At 71.3% G+C, this 20403-nt stretch carries 19 protein-coding genes and 1 pseudogene; 14 read left to right on the plus strand and 6 right to left on the minus strand.

Translation table 11 applies throughout. The features are described 5' to 3' along the window. Positions 1-344: 344 nt before the first annotated feature. Positions 345-1343 carry a LuxR C-terminal-related transcriptional regulator gene (locus ABZX96_RS33295; RefSeq protein WP_355551685.1) on the minus strand — a complete coding sequence of 333 codons (999 nt, stop codon included), beginning with the start codon at positions 1341-1343 and terminating at the stop codon, positions 345-347. Positions 1344-1587: 244 nt separating this feature from the next. On the opposite strand from ABZX96_RS33295, the gene ABZX96_RS33300 reads away from it, so the two are divergent. From ABZX96_RS33300 to ABZX96_RS33320, 5 genes are all read left to right on the plus strand, one after another. Next, entirely contained in the window at positions 1588-1767 is a 180-nt protein-coding gene (locus ABZX96_RS33300) for a hypothetical protein (protein WP_355551688.1), read from the plus strand. Between the two features lie 76 nt (positions 1768-1843). Beyond that, entirely contained in the window at positions 1844-2050 is a 207-nt protein-coding gene (locus ABZX96_RS33305) for a hypothetical protein (protein WP_355551691.1), read from the plus strand. 657 nt (positions 2051-2707) lie between these two features. After that, complete coding sequence (locus ABZX96_RS33310) at positions 2708-4048, plus strand: VCBS repeat-containing protein (protein WP_355551693.1); 1341 nt, start codon at positions 2708-2710, stop codon at positions 4046-4048. A gap of 389 nt (positions 4049-4437) precedes the next feature. Continuing rightward, on the plus strand, positions 4438-5664 hold the full coding sequence (locus ABZX96_RS33315; RefSeq protein ID WP_355551696.1) for a transglycosylase family protein: 1227 nt from the start codon (positions 4438-4440) through the stop codon (positions 5662-5664). 63 nt (positions 5665-5727) lie between these two features. Beyond that, positions 5728-7377, plus strand: coding sequence for an FG-GAP-like repeat-containing protein (locus ABZX96_RS33320; protein ID WP_355551699.1), 1650 nt, complete (start codon positions 5728-5730; stop codon positions 7375-7377). 442 nt (positions 7378-7819) lie between these two features. Here the strand turns inward: ABZX96_RS33320 and ABZX96_RS33325 are convergent, their stop codons facing one another. Next, positions 7820-8749 carry a diiron oxygenase gene (locus tag ABZX96_RS33325; RefSeq protein WP_355551702.1) on the minus strand — a complete coding sequence of 310 codons (930 nt, stop codon included), beginning with the start codon at positions 8747-8749 and terminating at the stop codon, positions 7820-7822. Positions 8750-8917: 168 nt separating this feature from the next. Here ABZX96_RS33325 and ABZX96_RS33330 point away from each other — a divergent pair, with 168 nt between their 5' ends. Further along, positions 8918-10024: a ferritin-like domain-containing protein gene (locus ABZX96_RS33330; protein WP_355551705.1), complete on the plus strand. Its 1107-nt coding sequence runs from the start codon at positions 8918-8920 to the stop codon at positions 10022-10024. Between the two features lie 4 nt (positions 10025-10028). Here the strand turns inward: ABZX96_RS33330 and ABZX96_RS33335 are convergent, their stop codons facing one another. Beyond that, positions 10029-10436 carry an ATP-binding protein gene (locus ABZX96_RS33335; RefSeq protein WP_355551707.1) on the minus strand — a complete coding sequence of 136 codons (408 nt, stop codon included), beginning with the start codon at positions 10434-10436 and terminating at the stop codon, positions 10029-10031. A gap of 169 nt (positions 10437-10605) precedes the next feature. Here ABZX96_RS33335 and ABZX96_RS33340 point away from each other — a divergent pair, with 169 nt between their 5' ends. The 5 genes from ABZX96_RS33340 (at position 10606) to ABZX96_RS33360 (ending at position 12664) form a co-directional block, all read left to right on the plus strand. Beyond that, the gene (locus ABZX96_RS33340) at positions 10606-11487 is read left to right on the plus strand and encodes a Scr1 family TA system antitoxin-like transcriptional regulator (RefSeq protein WP_355551710.1); all 882 of its coding nucleotides are present in this window, start codon (positions 10606-10608) and stop codon (positions 11485-11487) included. Positions 11488-11499: 12 nt separating this feature from the next. After that, positions 11500-11691 (plus strand): DUF397 domain-containing protein, encoded by a 192-nt coding sequence (locus tag ABZX96_RS33345; RefSeq protein WP_355551713.1) that lies wholly within the window; start codon positions 11500-11502, stop codon positions 11689-11691. Between the two features lie 43 nt (positions 11692-11734). Next, positions 11735-11929 carry a DUF397 domain-containing protein gene (locus tag ABZX96_RS33350; RefSeq protein WP_355551716.1) on the plus strand — a complete coding sequence of 65 codons (195 nt, stop codon included), beginning with the start codon at positions 11735-11737 and terminating at the stop codon, positions 11927-11929. Between the two features lie 7 nt (positions 11930-11936). After that, positions 11937-12128 (plus strand): DUF397 domain-containing protein, encoded by a 192-nt coding sequence (locus ABZX96_RS33355; protein WP_355551719.1) that lies wholly within the window; start codon positions 11937-11939, stop codon positions 12126-12128. A gap of 83 nt (positions 12129-12211) precedes the next feature. Next, a complete protein-coding gene (locus tag ABZX96_RS33360) occupies positions 12212-12664 on the plus strand; it encodes a GNAT family N-acetyltransferase (RefSeq protein WP_355551722.1) in 453 nt (150 codons plus the stop codon). 78 nt (positions 12665-12742) lie between these two features. Here the strand turns inward: ABZX96_RS33360 and ABZX96_RS33365 are convergent, their stop codons facing one another. Then, positions 12743-13633, minus strand: a complete 891-nt coding sequence (locus ABZX96_RS33365; protein WP_355551725.1) for an ATP-binding cassette domain-containing protein — start codon at positions 13631-13633, stop codon at positions 12743-12745. 46 nt (positions 13634-13679) lie between these two features. Between ABZX96_RS33365 and ABZX96_RS33370 the strand changes: the two genes are divergently transcribed. Continuing rightward, entirely contained in the window at positions 13680-14318 is a 639-nt protein-coding gene (locus ABZX96_RS33370) for an SMI1/KNR4 family protein (RefSeq protein ID WP_355551728.1), read from the plus strand. 148 nt (positions 14319-14466) lie between these two features. Here the strand turns inward: ABZX96_RS33370 and ABZX96_RS33375 are convergent, their stop codons facing one another. Beyond that, positions 14467-15930 (minus strand): penicillin-binding transpeptidase domain-containing protein, encoded by a 1464-nt coding sequence (locus tag ABZX96_RS33375; protein ID WP_355551730.1) that lies wholly within the window; start codon positions 15928-15930, stop codon positions 14467-14469. Beyond that, positions 15927-17519 (minus strand): FtsW/RodA/SpoVE family cell cycle protein, encoded by a 1593-nt coding sequence (locus ABZX96_RS33380; protein WP_355551733.1) that lies wholly within the window; start codon positions 17517-17519, stop codon positions 15927-15929. The genes ABZX96_RS33375 and ABZX96_RS33380 overlap by 4 nt, the downstream gene beginning before the upstream one ends. Positions 17520-18202: 683 nt before the next feature. Between ABZX96_RS33380 and ABZX96_RS33385 the strand changes: the two genes are divergently transcribed. After that, positions 18203-19489: a cytochrome P450 gene (locus ABZX96_RS33385; RefSeq protein WP_355551736.1), complete on the plus strand. Its 1287-nt coding sequence runs from the start codon at positions 18203-18205 to the stop codon at positions 19487-19489. 504 nt (positions 19490-19993) lie between these two features. Continuing rightward, a pseudogene (locus ABZX96_RS33390) lies at positions 19994-20403 on the plus strand (HEAT repeat domain-containing protein); the annotation flags it as partial.

A 20403-nucleotide genomic window follows, 5' to 3' on the forward strand; every position in this document is an offset into this window, starting at 1 on the left:
CCGCGGCGCCGCGGCGATCGTACGGCGCCGCCGGGCGCGGGCCGGGCGCGCGCGGCGGGGGTTGGGTGCGCCGGGTGCACGGCGGCGGTCGTGTGTGACGGGCGCCCGTGACGGCGTGAGGCGGGTGCGGGTGCGGGTAACGGGGGCTGGGTGCGCGGGGCGTGCGGCGGCGTGTGACGGGCATGCGGTAGCGCACAGGCACGCGGTGGTGCACGGGTGCGCCCGGCACACGATGGAGTACCGGTGCACGTGCCGGGCGAGCCGACCGGCCACCCGCTGGGCATGTGGCCACGGGCCCACGGGCCCACGGGCGCGGAGTACCGGCGCGCCCGCCGGGGGAGCCCCTACACCCACCCCCGCTGAGCCGCCTTGATCCCCGCCTCGAAGCGGCTGGTCGCGCCCAGCCGCTCCATCAGCGCGGCCATCTGCCGCCGTACCGTGCGGAGGGAGACGCCCAGCCGTTTGCCCGCCGCCTCGTCGGTCAGCCCGGAGGCCAGGAGCTTGAGGAGTTCGCGTTCGACCGGGGCGAGTTCCGCGGGGTCGTCGTCCGTCGGCCGGCCGCGGGAGTCGGAGTCGAGCGGGCTCGCCTTCTCCCATATCTGGTCGAACAGGGCGACCAGCGCCGCCACGATGCCGGGCGCGCTCGTGCACAGCGCGCCCCGCCGCGAGTTGGCGGGGTCGATGGGGACGACGGCGATCCGGCGGTCGAAGACGAGCAGGCGGAGGGGCACGACCGGGGTGGTGCGCACCTCGCCGCCGTGTTCGTCCAGCCAGCGGGCGTAGGCGAGGGTGGGCGGGTCGTTGCGGGCGCTGTCCTGGTAGAGCGTGCGCAGGGTGACGCCGCGTCGGAGGGCGTCCTCGTCCAGCGGGCGGGAGGCGTCCAGGCTGGACTGGGACTGGGCGCCGCCGGGGTTGATCGCCAGGCACTCCTCGGAGAGGTCCCTGGCCAGGGTCTCCAGGCGGCCCTGGATGGCGTCGAGCCCGACCAGCCGCTCGGCCACGTCCACGTCACTGTCCGGACGGAGCGCGGCGAACTCCGCGACGGTCCGCGCCACCGCCTCCTTGCCCCGGGCCAGTGCCTCCTGGCGCCGGGCCAGCTCGCATTCCTGGCGGCGCAGCAGCAGCTCCAGCCCGACCTCGGGGTTGACCACGCGCAGCAGGTCGGGGTCCTCACGGGAGGACTGGAGCAGTTCCATGTCGACGAGCTGGTCCAGGGCGGCGCGTATCCGCTGCTCGGAGAGGTCCAGGCGCACGCTCAGATCACTGACGCCGGCGTTCGGGTAGCGCAGCAGGCCCCGGTAGACACTTTCCGTCGCCGTATCGAGCCCCAGGGCGTCCAGCATGTTCAACCCCATGAGTTCTGCACGTGCCGAAGGCACATGCGTTCGACAGAAACGTGCCGGTCATCCTATGAGACGTTTGTGTGAAAGCGTGACGTGGCATCAGAGTGCCAGCCACCTTGGTGCCACCCGTTCCGCCTTCCTGGAGGGTGCCGGCCGGGAGAGGATGAGATCACCGGGGGGCCGGAGAGGAACGGTCCGCGACCACTCGGGCCTGCTTTTCCGTCATCCGCATCCAGGGGGTTCCATGTCCAGGGCAACGCGCCATACCGGTCTCGTCGCCTTCCTTCTGCTGCTCCTCTGCACCGTCCTGGCCGTCTCCTCGGCCGCCGGCCGGGAGACCTCGCGCCCGGCTCAGGCGATCGCCAAGGTCGCGGGCTGGGAGGCGCCGGGCGCCTCCTCGGCCACCGGAATCGGCTGGGACTGACCCGATGCGTGTCGTCCGCGCCCTCTTGGTCAGGGCAGGCGGCCTGGGGTCGCAGAACGGGCGCGGAGCCGACTTGTTGCACGATCTGTTCTGGGCGCACACGGACCCGGACGGCGGACTGGAACACGTACGGGTCCGCCCGGTCCGCGCGGGCATGGAGGTCATCCTCTTCCTCCACGCCGAGACGGACAGGGTCGCACTGACCCGCGCACAGGGACTGCTGGACCGGGTCCGCGAACCGCTCGCGGTCCACGGCTACTCGACCGAGGTCCCTTCGGCCTGAGCAGTGTCCGCCTGGGTGATGGCCGTCTGAGCGGTGTCCGGTATCTGGGATCCCCGCTCGGTCCGATCGATCCGTCATCTCGTGATCCGCGCTTCGTCATGCCCTTTGCCCTGATTCGTCCTGTCCGGCCGTCCCCTTCCGTCTGCTCGATGCCTCCCGTCTGCTCGGTCCCTCCCATCTGATCGACCCGACCCGTTCCGCGCGCCCGGTGCCATACACCCCAAGGCACCACACGGCACCTGGCGCACCCCCGATTCCCCGTGCCCCGTTCCGGCACGCGGAGCCGGGCCGAGCGGGGCCGCGCCGGGCCGCGAGGTTCCACCCCGCCCGGCCGGGACGTACCCGGGCCGCCCGGCTCCTGTCGCACCGCGCCGGGGCCCGGCCCGGACGCGTACCTCGCACCGGCCGCCCGTTCCGCGTGCCCGCCCGGCGCCTCCGGGGCCGCGCGCGGAAGTCCCGCGACCGTTCGCGGTCCCGGGGGTGTGGCTCCGGGGCCTCCCCACCCGGACCACCGGATTCCCACCCGGCCCGGTCCCCACCCCGGCGCACCGCAGCCGTGCGCCCCGCGGCCGGCCCGGCGCGTCGCGCGTCCTGCCCGGCCGTGCCCACGCCGACCGACCTTCCCGACCTCTCACCCCACCAACGAGGAGATTTGGCATGTCCGGATTCCTGCGCCGTCCCGCCGTCCGATCCGCCCTGGTCACCGCCGCGCTGGGTGCCATGGTCCTGGGAGTGACCGCTCCGTCCCACGCCGCACCGGGGGAGGCGAGACCGGTGGCGAAGGCCGCCGCTGCCGACTCCACGGTCGGCGGTGAGATCAGCCGCGCCGAGATGATCGAGCGGGTGCAGTACTGGATCGACAAGGGCGTTCCGTACAGCCAGGCGGCGACCTACCCCGACGTCGAGGGGAAGCGCTACCGGACCGACTGTTCCGGCCTGGTGTCCATGGCCTGGCACCTGCCCAACAGCGAGACGACGTGGACGCTGCCCAGCTTCTCCACCCGGCTGGGCAGCCTGGACGACCTCCAGCCCGGCGACGCGCTGAACAACATCAACAGCCACGTCGTGCTCTTCGTCGGCTGGACGGACTCCAGCCACACCACGGCGAACATCATGGAGCACGCCCGGCCCGGCACCAACGCGCGCAAGGCCACCTACAGCCGCAACTACATCGTCAACAACGGCTTCAAGCCCTACCGCTACAAGAAGGTCATCGAGTCCCCGGTGACCGTGCCGGACAAGGGGATGACCAACGTCACCGCGGTGGGCGACCTCACGGGCGACGGCATCACCGACGTGCTCGCGGTGGAGACCGCGACCGGCGATCTGTACCGCTACTCCGGGCCCGACTACACCGGCAGCGACACGGCCCGAGTGAAGATCGGGTTCGGCTGGGACTCGGTCAGCAACATCGTCGGCGTCGGTGACCTCACGGGCGATGGCATCCCCGACATCCTCGCCGTGGACGCCGAGACCGGCAATCTGTACCGCTACTCGGGCCCGAACTACAGCGGCAGGGACAAGGTCCAGATCGGCACGAACTGGAACTCGATGGCCAACGTCACCGCCGTCGGGGACCTGACGGGTGACGGCAAGCCGGACATCATCGCCGTCGAGACGAGCAGCGGCAAGCTGTTCCGCTACTCGGGGCCGGACTACAGCGGCGGTTCGCGCGTCCAGATCGGCACCGGCTGGAACGTCTACTCCTCCATCACCGGTGTCGGTGACATCACGGGTGACGGCGTGGCCGACATCATCGCCGTCGACAACAAGACCGGGGAGCTGTTCCGCTACTCGGGGCCGCACTACAACGGCGGCACGAAGACCAAGATCGGCACCAACTGGAACTCCATGATCAACATGGCCGGTGTCGGCGACCTGAACGGCGACAAGATCCCGGACCTGATCGCCGTGGAGCAGTCCTCCCAGTACCTCTACCGCTACTCGGGCCCCGACTTCCCCGGCGGTTCCCGCGTCCAGATCGGCACCAACTGGTAGGCGGCGCCCCGCCGCACACCACGAGGGCGGAAACGTGCCTCTCCCGAGCACGTGCCTCTCCGGAAACGTGCCTCTCCCGGGCACGGTTGCGACCCGGCTCCGCCGTCCGCCGGCCCGAGGTGCGTGCCCCGGGCCGGCGTGGGCCCCGTCCCACCACGGGGCCGGTGCCGATTCCCAGGGCCGCGCGGCCCCTTCCTCCCCCCTCCGGGGCCGCGCGGCCCCTCCCGCCGCCGGGCAGAGCCCACCCCGGCCCTCCGCCAAGAGGGCGTACCGCCGGGCAAGCCCCCACGCCGAGAAGGCGCCCCACCTGCCTCCCCGGGATGAGCGCGTCCCGCGCCCCCGGCCCTCCCCTCCCCCCCGTACGTCACCCCACCGGACCGAGGTTCACCATGCCCGAACGAAACCAGGAGCAGTCCCACCGGCAGCCGCGCGAGCCGAAGCCGCACGGACACCCGCGTCGCTTCTCCCTGAAGCGCGCGCTTACCGGTGGGCCCCGCCGTCGCGCCCTCGCCGCCCTCCCCGTCGCCGCGCTCGGCCTCTCCCTGGTCACCGCGCCGACCGCCACCGCGGCCTCCGTCGCCACCTGGGACAAGGTCGCCCAGTGCGAGTCCAGCGGCAACTGGCACATCAACACCGGCAACGGCTACTACGGCGGCCTCCAGATCCTCCAGTCCACCTGGGTCGCCTACGGCGGTCCGCAGTACGCGGCCCGCGCCGACCTGGCCACCAAGGAGCAGCAGATCCGCATCGCGGAGAAGATCCTGGCCGGACAGGGCGCCGGCGCCTGGGGCAGCTGCGGAGCCAGAGCGAACCTCGCCAACGACCACGCCGACCCCTACCCGGCCGAGCCCCCGGCCCCGCAGTCCTACATGGCGCACCTGACGCCGGTCGGCGACCTGGACGGTGACGGGGTGCCGGACATCATCGCGGTCGAGAAGAAGACCGGCGACCTGTACCGCTACTCGGGCCCGTCCTTCGGCGGCGGTTCGCGCACGCAGATCGGCTTCGGCTGGAACGGCATGAGCGACATCGTCGGCGTCGGCGATCTCACGGGCGACGGCGTGGCCGACATCCTCGCCGTGGACAAGGAGAACGGCGACCTCTATCGCTACTCGGGCCCGTACTACAACGGCAGGACGCAGGCCAAGATCGGCAGCAACTGGGACTCGATGACGAACATCACCCCGGTCGGCGATCTGAACGGCGACGGGGTGCCGGACATCATCGCGGTCGAGAAGAAGAACGGGAACCTGTACCGCTACTCCGGCCCGGACTTCACCGGCGGCGACCGCGTCCAGATCGGCACCGGCTGGAACGTGTACTCCACCATCGTCGGCATCGGCGACCTGACGGGCGACAAGACGGCCGACATCATCGCCGTCGACAGCAAGACCGGGGAGCTGTTCCGCTACTCGGGCCCGCACTACAACGGCAGCACGAAGACCAAGATCGGTTCCAACTGGAACAGCATGACCAATCTGACGGGCGTCGGCGACGTCACCGGTGACGGCATCCCGGACCTCCTCGCGACCGACCCGTCCACGCACATGCTCTACCGCTACTCCGGCCCCGGCTTCGCCGGCGGCGACCGCGTCCGGATCGGCACCAACTGGTAGGGCAGGGACCTTCCCAGGACCTCCCACCCGTCCGTTCCGTCCCTTCCCCCTCAGGAGCCATCCGTGAGACGCGTCGCGTCCCTGCTGGCCACGGCGGGTTCCGCGCTGGCGATGGCCGCCGGCGCGGTTCTGACGGCGCCCGCCGCCCAGGCGGACACCGTCACCGCCGGAACCGCCCCGCCGCTGCGGTTCGCCAGCTACAACATCTGCGGCAACATGTGCCCCGACGCCAAGGGTTACGACAACCAGCGGCGCATCGACACCATCGTGAAGGAGGCGGCGCCCGGGACCTGGGGCGCCGACCAGCTCTTCCTTCAGGAAGTCTGCCGCCCGCAGTACGACGAGGTCCTCAAGCGACTGGCCCCGCTCGGCTTCCACGGCCTGTACGCCGCGACGCTCTCCGGCAAGCCCGACGTGTGCGCGGGCGCCGACTACGGCGTGGCCGTCCTCGTCAAGGGGCCGGTCTCCGAGACCAAGGTGCTGGACCTGACGGCGGGCGGCGAGGCGGAGCCCATCAAGGTCCCGTGCGTGAAGAACTACATCCAGAGCCGCGCCAACTGGGCGTGTTCGGTGCACCTTTACTGGAGGGACGCCGAACTGCGTGACGCCGAGGCACGCGCCCTGGCCGCGCAGGCCACGGCATGGGAGGACGCCGGCGTCCCCGTCGTCCTGGCCGGCGACTTCAACGGGCAGCCGCGGGACGCCTCGCTGTCCCACTTCTACGACACGAGCATCTCCGACGGCGGCAAGGGCACCTTCCTGGAGGCCGACGAGACCGACAAGGATCACTTCCCCTCGTCGGTCTGCCCGCCCTCCCGGTCCCGCTGCCGCTCGGGGGAACCCACCTTCGGCCAGGAGAAGATCGACTACGTCTTCCTCTCCGCGCCTCACTTCAAAGGCGTCCAGGCCGACGCGCTCCCGCTGGACACCGCGGTCTCCGACCACCGGTTGCTGCGCGGCGCGGCGTACTGGGACGACTGCGGCCCGCTCGCCCCGTGGACGGGCACCGTCTTCCGCCGGGACGCCGCGGGAGGGCTGTTCCGCTACGCGGGCCGCTCCGACGGCACGGTCACCGGCGCGTGCAAGGTGGGCAGCGGCTGGACCATGATGCGCCTCGCCGCGCACGACGGGAACACCGTCCTCGCCGTCGACGGTTCCGGCACCCTGTGGCGCTACCCGGCCGACCTCGACACCGGTACGTACACCGGCAGCACGCGGATGCGCGCGGCGGACGGCTGGGGCCCGATGGACGCCCTGCTCACCCCGGGCGACTTCTCGGGCGACGGCCGGGCGGACCTGATCGGCCGGGACAAGGCCGGTGACCTGTGGCTCTACAAGGGCGACGGCAAGGGCGCGTACGCCGCCCCCGTGAAGATCGGCAACGGCTGGCAGATCTACACCGCCCTGCTCTCCCCGGGCGACTTCTCCGGTGACGGCCGCGCGGATCTGATCGGCCGGGACAAGGCCGGTGACCTGTGGCTCTACAAGGGCGACGGCAAGGGCGGCTACGCGCCGCGCGTCAAGATCGGCAGCGGCTGGCAGGCGTACACCGCGCTCACCGCCCCCGGCGATCTCGACGGTGACGGCCGCGCGGATCTCGTCGGCCGGGACGCGGCGGGCGACCTGTGGGCCTACCGCGGTGACGGCAAGGGCGGCTACGCCGCTCGTCAGAAGGTCGGCAGCGGCTACCCGGCGGGCGAGCTGATGTTCTGACGAGGTCCCCCCAGAACCTGTCGCCAAGGTGACGGCCTTCGCCCGCGGCGTGGGCGCCCGGGCGTGGGCACCCGCCACCTCCCGCCCGCAAGCCGGAGGCCGCGACGACAGGACCCGAAGACCGGCCCACCCCCCGCCGGCGTGGGGGCAGGCCGAGGGCCCGGAACCTGAGGGGGTTCCGGGCCTGCGGGCCGGGTGCCGCCGGGGGCGAGCGGTACCCGGCCCGTGCCGGTGCGCGGACGCGGGCGCGGCCGGGTACGGGTGCGGGCCGTCGGCCACGCTGCCCTGTCGTCGAACCGCCCCGTGCGCGGACGCTGACGAATACGGGCCCGGCCGGATCAGGCGATCAAGCCGCGAACTCCGCGTACGGGGTCCAGGCGATCAAGCGGCGAACTCCGCGTACGGGGCTCAGGCGCTCAAGCCGAGAACTCCGCGTACGGACTCAGGCCAGCAGCCCCGAGCTGCGCCAGAGCGTGCGCCCCACGCCCCGCAGCACGCCGATCTCGTCCAGGAAGTCCGTCAGCCGCTTGGCCCCGGACTGCATGACCTCGCGTCGGTGCCCGCTGGCCTTGACCTGCGCGACGGCCTCCCGGCGGTCCAGGCCGACGTCCGTGTAGACCTGGGGGTTCACGAACGCGATGGAGAAGACGCGGGCGGCCTCGCCGCAGCTCAGCCGGGTGAGTTGGCGCTCCCAGCGCGGGGCGGTGACCATCTGGCGGCGCAGTTCCTCGCGGGCGTAGCGGACGTGCCGGGCCTCTTCCACGACGTGGATGCGGGTGACGCCGCGCACGATGGTCTGCACGCGCTCGTCGGGGAAGGTCAGGCGCTGCATCCAGTCGAGGATCTCCTCGCCCAGCAGCGTGCAGGCGAACGAGCCCGGCGTGGTGGAGACGGTTTTGAGGACGCGGGCCAGGTTGTGGTTCAGGCGCGACACCGGGTACGCGGGCGCGTTGCCCTTCTGGATCATGCGGGCGAACATCTTCGAGTGCCGGCACTCGTCGGCGATCTCGGTGAGCGCGTAACGGACGTGCGCGCTGGTCACGGACTTGTCGTAGATGTGCCGGACCAGTAACTGCATCAAGATGATCTCGAACCATATGCCCAGGGAGGCCAGCGAGGCGGCCTCGTGCCGGGCGAGGTCCATCCGCTGCTCCTCCGACATCCGCTTCCACAGTGGCGTGTCGTAGAGCGAGACGAGCTCCGGGGGCCAGAACCACTTGCCCTCTTCGATGGGCGCGTCCCAGTCCAGCTCGGCGTCCGGGTCGAAGGAGTGCTTGGCCGAGGACTCCAGCAGCCGTTCGGCCACCTGTTCCCGGTCTTTGAGCAGCCCGAGGGCGTCCCGGAGGACTTCTGTTTCCGTCAGGGTCGTCATGGCTGTGGTTACCTCGCTTGTGGGGTTACCCGCGGTCACGTCTTATGAGACTGCGTGTCAGCAAGGACGTCAATAGTTTTGTATGACTTATTGACCCGCCAGTAACGACCGTGTGAGCCTGCCAACGACTGCATGAGGCAACGGGTTTGGCGATACGAGGAGGCCACCGTGTCGATGCGTGAGCTGTACGTGCGGGACCCGGGTGACACACCCTGGTCGGTGCCCGCCACCGGCGCCGCCCGCTTCACCTGGGAGTACGACGACGGCCGCGAACGGCTCCTGGCCCTCTACCAGAAGGGCAAGGACAAGCAGTGGGACGCCACCACGCGCATCGACTGGGACCTGGAGGTGGACCCGTACGACCCGCTCGGCGCCCCCGACGAGGCCTTGTCCCTGTACGGCACGCCCTACTGGGACAAGTTGTCCGCCAAGGACCGCGCCGAACTGCGCCGCCGTTACGCGTCCTGGCAGTTCAGCCAGTTCCTGCACGGCGAGCAGGGCGCCATGGTGTGCGCCGCCCGCATCGTGGAATCCGTCCCCGACCTCGACGCGAAGTTCTACTCCGCGACCCAGACCATGGACGAGGCCCGGCACGCCGAGATCTACGGCCGCTTCCTGAAGGACAAGATCGGGATGGTCTACCCGGTCGACGACAACCTCCGGTCCCTCCTGGCGGACACGCTCAAGGACTCCCGCTGGGACATGCCCTACCTGGGCATGCAGGTCCTGATCGAGGGCCTGGCACTGGCCGCGTTCGGCATGATCCGCGACACCACGGCCAAGCCGCTGCCCCGCCAGATCCTCGCCTACGTCATGCAGGACGAGGCCCGCCACGTCGCCTTCGGCCGCCTGGCCCTGCGCGACCACTACCGCCAGCTCACCGACGCCGAACTGCGCGAACGCGAGGAATTCGTCATCGAGGGCTGCTATCTGATGCGCGACCGCCTGCGCGGCCTGGAGGTCCTGGAGGACTTCGGCATCCCCCGCCGCGAAGCGGCCGAGATCACCGAACGCTCCCCCTTCCTCCAGCTCTTCCGCAAGCTCCTGTTCAGCCGCATCGTCCCCTGCGTCAAGGACATCGGCTTGTGGGGCGAACGCCTCCAGCGCGCCTATGTGGACCTGGGCGTCTTCGACCTCGGCGACTCCAACCTCGATCGGCTGATGACGGAGGACGAGGAGCTGGCCGAGCGCCTGGACGCCGAGCGCTTCGCGGCCGAGGAACGGGAACGGAAGGCGGAGGTGGACCGGGCGATCGCGGAGGGGGCGGAGGGGTAGGGGCTCAGGCCGGCAAGCGAGCCCCGGCCAGTTCGAACCAGGTGGCCTTCCCGGGGCCCGGCCCGTGCCGGCACACACCCCAGTCGGACGCCCCGGCCGCGATCAGCAACATGCCCCGGCCGTGGTGATCCTCTGGCCCGGGCGCCCGGGGGACGGGGAGCCCCGCCGCCTCGTCGTGGACCAGCACGCGCAGGCACCGGCGGGGCGACCACTCCGCGAACAGCGTGACCGGCCGCGCGCAGGCGTCGTTCCGGCACGCGTTCACGGCGTTGGTGACCGCTTCGGACGTGAGCAGCACCGCCATGTCGGCGAGGTCGCAGCGGTCGGCGGCGGTGAGCAGGGCCCGTACGGACTCGCGGCAGGGTCGGACCCAAACGGGGTCGGGGGGAAAGACGAGGGAACAGGTGTGCATGGGGTGCCTCCTGTCGGCTGAGGCGAGTGAAGTGCCGCCGAAGCTAGGAAAGGCATGGGCACGGTGCAACCCTTTACGACTCTCTCCACTCGGTCGAGTGACACACCAACTCCTCGCCCGCCCAACGCGGTTAGGGTCCTCGCACGGTCCTGATCGAGGAGGTCGCCGAGTGCCACCAAGGAAACACCCCACCGAACGTCAGAGGCGTCTCGGTCTGGAATTGCGGAAGTTGCGAGAGAAAGCCGGGGTGTCCGGTGATCAGGCGGCCGACATCTTGGACGCGGACCGCACCCGCATCAGCAACATCGAAGCGGGGCGTCTGGATGTCCCGCGTAACCGTCTCTACAAGCTATTGCGGCACTACGAGTGCCAGTCGGGTGCGCTTTTCGATGGCATCATGGATATGGCGCAGGAATCCGGAAAAGGGTGGTGGGACGATTTCCGGGACAGTGCTGAGCCGGTGGCGCGCGATCTCGCGGAAATGGAGTCACGGTGCCAACGGCTGTGGATGCATGAACCACTCTTCATTCCGGGCATGTTGCAGACCGAGGACTACGCTCGTGCGGTCATGCGGGACGCTGACGGCGACCATGAAAAGGACGACCGTTTCGTTGAATTCCGGATGGCGCGTCAACGCGTCATCCGCGAGGAGGCGGACATCGAGTACCGGGCGATCATCCATCAGGCGGCTTTGCACACGCCCATCGGCGGTCCAGCTGTCATGCGCAAGCAGCTCTTGCGATTGATCGAGGTGGCCCGGCAGCCGAACGTATCGGTGCAGATCTTCCCCTTCGAGGCTGGTGGCTACTCGGCGTACAGCCGATCGTTCGTGCTCATTGGGAGTGCGGTGCCCAGCCTGGGCACGGTCTACCTGGAGCATCCAGTGCAATCGCTCTTCGTACGTGAAGAGGGAGCTATCAGTGATTACGCCAGGATGTTCGAGAAGCTTTCCGGGCTGGCACTGCGCCCCATCGACCCGGAGTCGCGTCCGGAGTCCCACACGTCCCGTGATTCGCTCGGCCTCATCCAGCACGTGATGTACACCTTGTGAGGAGGAAAAGGAATGACTGAAATGGAATGGCGCAAGTCGTCGTTCAGTGGCGGAGGGCAAGGGGAGTGTGTGGAAATCGCTGCTGGTGCGGACGGGCGTGTTCTTTTCCGCGAGAGTGACGAGCCTGTCGTGGTCGCGTCCGCTGCGCGCGCTTCGTGGCGGGCTTTCGTGCGCGCCGTGCAGGCGGGCAGGCTCGACGGCTGAAGCAAGCGGAACTGACGCCACTCAGTCGCAAAGGAGTAAACAAATGGGTGAGCGTGTATGGCGCAAATCTTCCTGCAGCGGTGGCGGCAACGGAGATTGCCTGGAGACGGCCGCTGGTAGCGACGGGCGTGTTCTGCTCCGTGAGAGCGACGAGCCGGACGTGGTGGTTTCCGCCACGAGCGCTCCGTGGGCGGGCTTGGTACGGGCAGTTCAGGCAGGGTGGTTCGAGCGAAAGTGAGGGCGACATGTCCGAGGGTTTGTGGCACAAGTCCTCGTACAGCGGCGGCCCTGAAGGCGAGTGCGTAGAGGTGGCCGCCCGCACTGACGGGCAGGTGCGGCTGCGGGAAGGAGACGTACCCGCCGTCGTGCTCGGTGTCTCCATGACGGCGTGGTCCGTCTTCGTACGAGCCGTCAAGGCAAACCGGCTCGACAACTGAGCCAAAGACGGCCGGGCGCGGAGCGGCACCCCACACCGAGGGCCCCCTCCGCACCCCCGGCCACCCGATGCCACACTCCCCCCATGATCTTCCGCCTCGCCCACCGCCCCGACCTGCCCGCCCTCCTCGCCTTGCTGGCGGACGACGACGCCGTGACCGATCCGGCCACCGTGGTGGTGGGCGAGGCGTACGAGCGGGCGTTCGCGGAGATCGCGGAGGACCCGCGCAACGAGTTGCTGGTCCTCGACGAGGGGGACGGGACGGTGCTGGGCTTCCTGCAGATCACCTACATCCCCGGGCTCGGGCGTGGGGGCGGGGAGCGGGCCCTGCTGGAGGCCGTCAGGGTGCGGGCCGACCGGCGGGGGGCCGGGCTGGGGCGGGAGTTGATCGGGGAGGCGATCGCGCGGGCGCGGGCGCGCGGGTGTGTGCTCGTCCAGCTCACCAGCAACAAGCGGCGGACGGAGGCGCACCGCTTCTACGCGTCGCTGGGCTTCGAGCGCAGCCACGACGGCTTCAAGCTGACGCTGGGACGGTAGGGCGGCGGCCCGTCAGCCAGCGCCCGCCCCGCCCCGCGCCGTCCTCGTCAGCCCCCGCCCCGCCCCGCGCCGTCCTCCTCAGCCCCCACTCCGCCCCGACCGGGCCAGCCACCGCCCCTCGTGCCTGGTGACCTCGATCGGGCGGCCGAAGCAGGACGTCATCCGGGGCCCGGTCAGGACCTCGTCCACCGGGCCCCGTGCCTGGACGCGGCCCTCCTTGAGGAGGAGGGCGTGGCCGATGGCGGGGGAGAGTTCCTCCAGGTGGTGGGTGACCGTGACGGTCGCCAGGTCGGTGCGGGTGGTGGCGAGCCGGTGCATGGTGTCGATCAGGTCCTCGCGGGAGGGGAGGTCGAGGGCGTTGAACGGCTCGTCCAGGAGGAGCAGCGACGGGTCGGCCATCAGGGCGCGGGCGATGAGGATGCGGGCCCGCTGACCGCCCGAGCAGACGCCGTAGGGGCGGTCGGCGAGGTCCTTGCTGTCGAGTTCGGCGAGCAGGGCGTGGGCGCGGGCGCGGGTGGCCGCGTCGTACTTGCCCCACAGGGGCTGGACGGTGCCGGTCGCGCCCGTCAGGACGACGGTGTGCCCGGTGGCGTCCATCGGGACCTTCTGGGCGCTGGAGACGAGGCCGATCGCGGCCCGCAGTTCGCGCACGTCGACCCGGCCGAGGCGGTGGCCCAGCACCTCGACGGTGCCGGTGGTCGGGAACATCGTCGCGCCGATCAGGCGCAGGATGGTCGTCTTTCCGGCGCCGTTGGCCCCGAGCAGCGCCCAGTGCTCGCCCGCGCGGACGGTCCAGTCGACGCCGTCGAGGATGACCTGTCCGGTGGTGAGACGGCGGACGCTCACGTCTTCGAGGGTGGCGACGGACCGGGCGCGGCGAGTTGGCGCGACGGCGCTCTCGGCTTCATGTCCCGTTCGGTGCTTCGCTGTTGGCGTGGTGCCGTGGTGCGCGGGGTCGGAGGCAGTCATGCCGCGCACGGTAGCTGTATCTGGCAACTTCCGGGGGGAGGGTCCGATGGGTGGAACGGAGGGCGGGGTCGTGTCGGAGGCGGTGACGGGTGCGTGGCGCCGTATCGAATCGTGGCTGGAGGTGCGCGCGCCGGCGTCGCACCGGTCGCTGCGCCCGCCCGCGTCCGAAGGGGCGCTGGGGGCGGCGGAGGCGGAGTGGGGCGGGCCGCTGCCCGAGGGCCCCAAAGCGCTGCTGCGCCTGCACGACGGGGCGCAGCGGTACGCGGTGGCGGGGGACGCGGAGGGGGCGTGCGCGCCGGACGCGTTCCTCGGCGGGTACACGCTGCTGCCGCTGAGCCGGATGACCGGCCTGTACCGGCTGCACACCGACGACCGCCTGGCGGGCGGGACGTGGTGGGGCGAGCGGTGGCTGCCGTGGTGCGCGAAGGACGGCGACCGGGTGGGGCTGTTCCTGGACGGGGCCTCCGGGCGGATGGGGCGCTGGGGCCGTACGAACGGGCCGACCGCCGGGGTGTACCCATCCCTGGTGCACTACCTCACCTTGTTCGCCGAGGCGCTGGAAACCGGACGCGGCGACCTGGTGCGGAGCCGGTGGGTGCCGGGCCTGGCCTGCGGCTGCCTGCTGTGGGGCGACCCGGACCGGCCGCCGGCGGGCGGGGCGGGGTGGGTGCCGGTCCATCGGTGAGGGCAGCGGTGGGGCGGGCATCCCGGGCGTCGTCCGGCAAGCGGGGGCCTTGGTACGGCCGGCCTGGGCGGGCTGCCGGTCCATCGTTGCGGTGCGGGCGAGGCCTTCGTCCGGAGCACCTGGGGTACCGGCGCCCGGCCCGTCCACCTCACCGCAGCGCCGCCCGCATCACCTCCCGGGCGATGGGGGCCGCGTTGCCGCCGCCGCTGATGTCGGCGCGGCGGGCGGCGGCGTCCTCGACCACGACGGCCACCGCCACCGCCGGGTCGTCGGCGCCCTCCGCCTGTGCCCAGGAGATGAACCAGGCGTACGGGGTGCCCTCGTTGCGCACGCCGTGCTGGGCGGTGCCGGTCTTGCCGCCGACGGTGACGCCCTCCAGGGCGGCGTTGGTACCGGTGCCGGAGGTGACGACGTCGATCATCATGGTGCGCAGTTTCTCGGCGGTGTCGTCGTCCATGGCGCGGCCCAGGCTCCGCTGCCGGGTGCGGGCGACCGTGCGGCCCCGGTCGTCGGTCACCTTCTCCACCAGGTGCGGGGCCGCGACCTCGCCCCCGTTGGCGACCGCCGCGGCGACCATGGCCATCTGAAGGGGCGTGGCGGTCGTGTCGAACTGGCCGATGGAGGACAGCGCGACCTGGGACCCGTTCATATCGGTGTCGAAATTGCTCTTCGCGACGGGAGGGGGCACCGTCAGCCGGTCCCGGCCGCCCCGGTTGAAGCCGAACCGTTCCGCCGCCCCGACCATGCCGCGCAGGCCCACGTCCACCCCCAGGCGCGCGAAGACGGTGTTGCAGGAGACCTGGAAGGCGCGGCGCAGCGACGCGTTGGCGCAGCCGCCCGCCTCGTTGGTCAGCCGGGTCGTGGTGCCGGGCAGGGTGTACGGGTCGGGGGAGTCGGTGGGCGCGTCGATGTCGGTGACCTCGCCGCTGTCCAGCGCCGCCGCCGCCGTGACGACCTTGAAGGACGAGCCCGGCGGATAGGTCTGGTGCAGCGCGCGGTTGAGCATGGGCTGCTCGGGGCTGCGGTTCAACCGTGTCCAGGTGTCCACGACGGACTGCCCGGTGCCGGACAGCGCCTGCGGATCGTACGAAGGGCTGCTGGCCAGCGCGAGGATGCGGCCGGTGCGCGGTTCGACGGCGGCGACCGCGCCCTTCTTGCCGCCGAGCCCGTTGACGGCGGCGTCCTGGGCCGCGCGGTCGATGGTGGTGAGCACGTCGCCGCCGGGCTGCTGGGCGCGGGTGAGGTCGGACCACAGGGGGAACGGGGCGAGCCGGTCGTCGGTGCCGGAGAGGACGCCGTCCTCGGTCTGCTCCAGGAGGGACGTGCCGTAGATCTGCGACGCGTAGCCCGTCACCGGCGCGTAGCGCGGGCCGTCGAGGTACGTGCGCTCGTACCGCAGCCGCCCGCCGCTGTCCCGGGAGCCGGTGACGGGCCGCCCGGAGACGAGGATGTCGCCGCGCGGCTGGGAGTAGCGGGCCAGGGCGGCCCGGCGGTTGGCGGGGTTGTCGTCGTACCTGCCGGACTGGAGGACCTGCACCCGGGCGGCGTTGAGCAGCAGCGCGACGAGCAGCAGCAGGCCGAAGACGGAGGCGCGGCGGATGTAGCGGTTCATGGGCGGGCCTCGGGGTCGGGGCCGGTGTCCGGGTCGGGGCCGGTGTCCGGATCCGGGCTGCTTTCTGGTTCCGGACCGGTTTCCGGGGTCGGGCCGCTTTCCGGCTCCGGCCTGCGGTCGGTTTCCGGTCGGCTGTCGGTTTCCGGTCCGCGTTCCCGTCCGCGTTCCCGTCCCGTTTCGGGTGTGGTGCCGCGGGCCCTCGCGTCCTCGGCCGGGTCGGCGGGGGCGATGACCCCCGTCTCGGCCACGATGGGCTGCGGGGCGCGGGCGTGGTCGCTGAGGCGGATGAGGAGCGCGATGATGATCCAGTTGGTGACGACGGACGAGCCGCCCTGCGCCAGGAACGGCATCGCCATCCCCGTCAGCGGGATCAGCCCCATCACCCCGCCCGCGATGACGAAGACCTGGATGGCCAGCAGCGAGGCCAGCCCCACCGCGAGCAGCCGGCCGAAGGGGTCGCGCAGCGCCAGGCCCGCCCGGTAGCCGCGCGCCACCAGGAGCGCGTACAGGAGGAAGAGGGCGGTGAGCCCGGCCAGGCCCAGTTCCTCGCCGTAGGTCGCCAGGATGAAGTCCGACTTCATGGCGAAGCCGATGAGCGCGGAGTGGCCCTCTGCGAGGCCGGTGCCGAGCATCCCGCCCGCCGAGAACGCGAACAGCGACTGCGCGAGCTGGCTGGCGCCCTGACCTGCGTCGATGCTCGCGAGCGGGTGCAACCAGTCGTGGACCCGGCTGTGCACGTGCGGTTCCACGCTGCCCACCGCCACCGCGCCGGCCGCGGCCAGCAGCAGGCCGACCGCGATCCATCCGGTGCGGCCGGTCGCCACGTACAGCAGGACGACGAAGACGCCGAAGAACAGCAACGAGGTCCCCAGGTCCCGTTCCAGGACCAGCACCCCCACGCTGACCAGCCAGATCGCGACGACCGGCCCGAGCACCCGGCCGGTGGGCAACTGCATCCGCCACACCCGGCGGCCCGCGTACGCCAGCGCGGCCCGGTTCGCGGCGAGGTAGGCGGCGAAGAAGACGGTGATGAGGATCTTGGCGAACTCGCCGGGCTGGAAGGAGAACCCCGCGACCCGAATCCAGATCTTGGCGCCGTTGATGGCCGGGAAGAAGATCGGGACGACCATCAGGACGAGCGCGGCGGCGGCCGAGACGTACGCGTACCGCTGGAGGGTCCGGTGGTCGCGCACCACCACGATCACCGCCGTGAAGAGCAGGACACCCAGGGTCGACCAGATCAGCTGGGTGGGGGCGGCCCGGTCGCCGGGTGTCTCCAGGTCGAGCCGGAAGATCAGTACGAGGCCGAGCCCGTTGAGCAGCACGGCGATCGGCAGCAGCAGCGGATCGGCGTACCGGGCCCGCCACCGGACGGCCAGGTGGGCGAGCAGGGCGAGGGCGGCCAGCCCGGCCCCGTAGCGCAGGGCGGCCCCGCTCGGCAGCGCGTTGGACCGGGTCAGCTCCACGTCGAGGTAGCCGTACGCGCTGATGAGGACGGCGCCGACGAGCAGCGCCAGCTCCACGCCCCGGCGCTGAGGCAGCCTCAGGCCGGGCGGCGGAGCGTCCGGGTCCGCCCTGGTGGGGGTCATGTCGGGCGCTTGGTTGGGGTCATGTCGGGCAACGTAGCAAGCGGCCAGCCATATGTCCGCTATGCCGGTTGTGTGGTGTGCGTCGGGCGGGTGCGGGCGGGGTGGACGCCGGGCGTAGGGGGTGTACGTGCGTGGGGGCGGGTGTCCGGGGGGTGTGCGCTGGGGTGGCCCGTGGGTCTGGGGGCCGCGAGCCTGGGTGGCCCGTTCGCGTGCCCGGTGGTTTTCGGTGAACCCGTCTGCTGTCCGGCAGCGGCGGTTGGTGAACCGGTTCGCCGCCTGGCAGCCGCGTTCGGTGGACTCGTCCGCCGATGACCGTTTGGTGAACTCGTCCCCCCGGCCATCGTCCGCCCGCCCGATGAACCCCTACGGGCTCCCGCCCCAAAGGCACCAGGGACCGGTCAGGGTCGAATCAGGGGCCGACCAGGGATCGACGGGCGGAACGGGCTGGGCGCAGTTTGTAAACTCGGCCTTCACAAAGCGAAAGGCCGAGCTCGTCACGCTGGTGGCGGCAGACCGGACCACCCGGTCGCGTCATGGACCCGCACCATGACCGGCCGCACGCGAGGGGGCTATGGCGAACGTCACAACCGTGCACGCCTACGGACTTCCCCCACGCTCCGTCGGCTCCTCGGACCGCCGAGGGCGGGTGACCGTCCCCCTCGACGAAAGGCAGTATTAGCGTCATGACCACCCTCCGTTCCCGGATCATCGCCTGGGCCGGCCGCCTCTATCTGGCAAGGACCCGCAAGAAGGGCTTCGACCTCTCGCGCATGTCCTTTTTGCCGGAGTCGGTGCTGATGCCGCTGCGGCGCGACGGCCTCGACCCCGTGGGCGATCTGGCCACGGTCCGGGAGAAGAACCCCATAACCAAGCTGCCCGTCCCGATCGCCGCCAACGTCTGGCTGGTCACCGGCTACGACGAGGTCAAGGCGGTCCTGGGCAAGGCCAACGCGTTCAGCTCCGACTTCACCAACCTGATCGGCAAGGCCGGTGCCAGCACGGAGCAGAACCCGGGCGGCCTGGGGTTCGCGGACCCGCCGGTGCACACCCGGCTGCGCAAGCTGCTGACGCCGGAGTTCACCATGCGGCGGCTCGGCCGGCTCACCCCGCGCATCCACGAGATCGTCGAGGAGCGCCTGGACGCCATGGAGGAGGCGGCCCGCTCCGGCGAGCCGGTGGACGTCGTGGCGACCTTCGCGCTGCCCATCCCCTCCCTGGTCATCTGCGAGCTGCTGGGCGTCCCGTACGAGGACCGCGAGGACTTCGAGCGGCTGAGCGCGGCCCGGTTCGACCTGTTCGCGGGCGCCAACGCGTCCCTGGGGGCCATATCCGAGTCGCTGTCCTACTTCCGCGACGTCGTCAAGAAGCAGCGCGAGAACCCCGGTGACGGCCTGCTCGGCATGATCATCAAGGAGCACGGCGACTCGGTCAGCGACGAGGAGCTGGCCGGACTCGCTGACGGCGTCCTGACCGGCGGGTTCGAGACCACCGCGAGCATGCTCGCCCTCGGCGCCCTCGTCCTCCTCCAGGACCCGGCCCACTTCGCCGCCCTCAAGGACGACGAGGAGGCCGCCGAGCGCTACGTCGAGGAGCTGCTGCGCTACCTCACCGTCGTCCAGGTGGCCTTCCCCCGCTTCGCCCGCGAGGACCTGGAGATCGGCGGGATACAGATCGCCAAGGGCGACGTGGTGCTCTGCTCCCTCAGCGGCGCCGACCGGGACGCCAAGCTGGGGCCCGAGATGGAGCGTTTCGACCCCACCCGCAATGTTCCCTCCCACCTCGCCTTCGGCTACGGCATCCACCGCTGTGTCGGCGCCGAACTCGCCCGCATGGAGCTGCGCGCCGCCTACCCCGCGCTCGTCCGCCGCTTCCCCAACATGCGGCTGGCCGTCGAGCCGGACCAGCTCGCCTTCCGCAAACTGTCGATCGTGTACGGGATCGATTCCCTGCCGGTCCGCCTTCAGGGCTGACCGGGGCTGTCGGCCGGTTCCCGCTCGCGGCCCGGTGCCCTCGTGGGCGTCGGGCCGTGCTGTCACGCGTGCGAGGGACGCCGACTCCTGTGCGTAACGGCCCGCCGGATTTTCCGGCGGGCCGTTCGGTTTTTTTTGGGGGCCTCGACACCGGGGCGGGCCGGGCCTCCCGGGCGTCCGGACTCGTGGCGGTCCGTGCCGCCTCGATCACGCTGCGGACCTCCGCCCGCGCCGTCCCGGTGAGGGCGCGGCGGGGTCGCGGGGGCGGTCCCGCGCCCATGCGGGGCCGGGGCGGGGAGCGGGTGACGGGCCCCGGCTCGGCCAGGCGCGGCGATCGCCCGGCTCGGGGCGATCCGGGCGGGAATGTGGCCGGTCTGGGTAGGGCGGTCTGGCCGATTTCGGCGGGTTGTGTGGTCGGGACCTGGTGAGTTCTGGGGAACGGCGTGCCCTGATCGTGGCCGAAATCCCGTTGCCAGGGTGGGGTGGGGGCCGGATGCTGACCTCATGTTTGATTCCGACATAGCGCCCAGTGGTTCTCTTCTTGGTCTTGTGCAGCGGGGGCGGGGTGATGGTGTGCTGCATGCGTTGGCGGCGCCGCGGGAGGAAGCGGTGGCGGCGGTGTGCGCGGCGGTGGTGGCGGATCCGCGGGGGGATTGGCGGGTGGAGAGCCGGTCGCTGTATTACGCGCGGTTGCTGGCGCAGCTGGGCGGGGGGCTCGGTGAGATCGAGCGGCATTTGTTCGCGCCGGCGGACGGGGTGGATCCGGGGGAGGAACGGACGGGGTTGGCGTTGTCGGTGTTGGGGCATTTGGCGTCGTATGGGTGGGTTGAGGCGGTGAGGTTGTTGCGGGGGTATGTGCGGGTGGGGGCGAACTGGGGGTGGGCGCTGGACGAGCTGGCGTTGCGGGATGACGA

The organism is Streptomyces sp. NPDC003077, assembly GCF_040611095.1.
GTDB lineage: Bacteria > Actinomycetota > Actinomycetes > Streptomycetales > Streptomycetaceae > Streptomyces.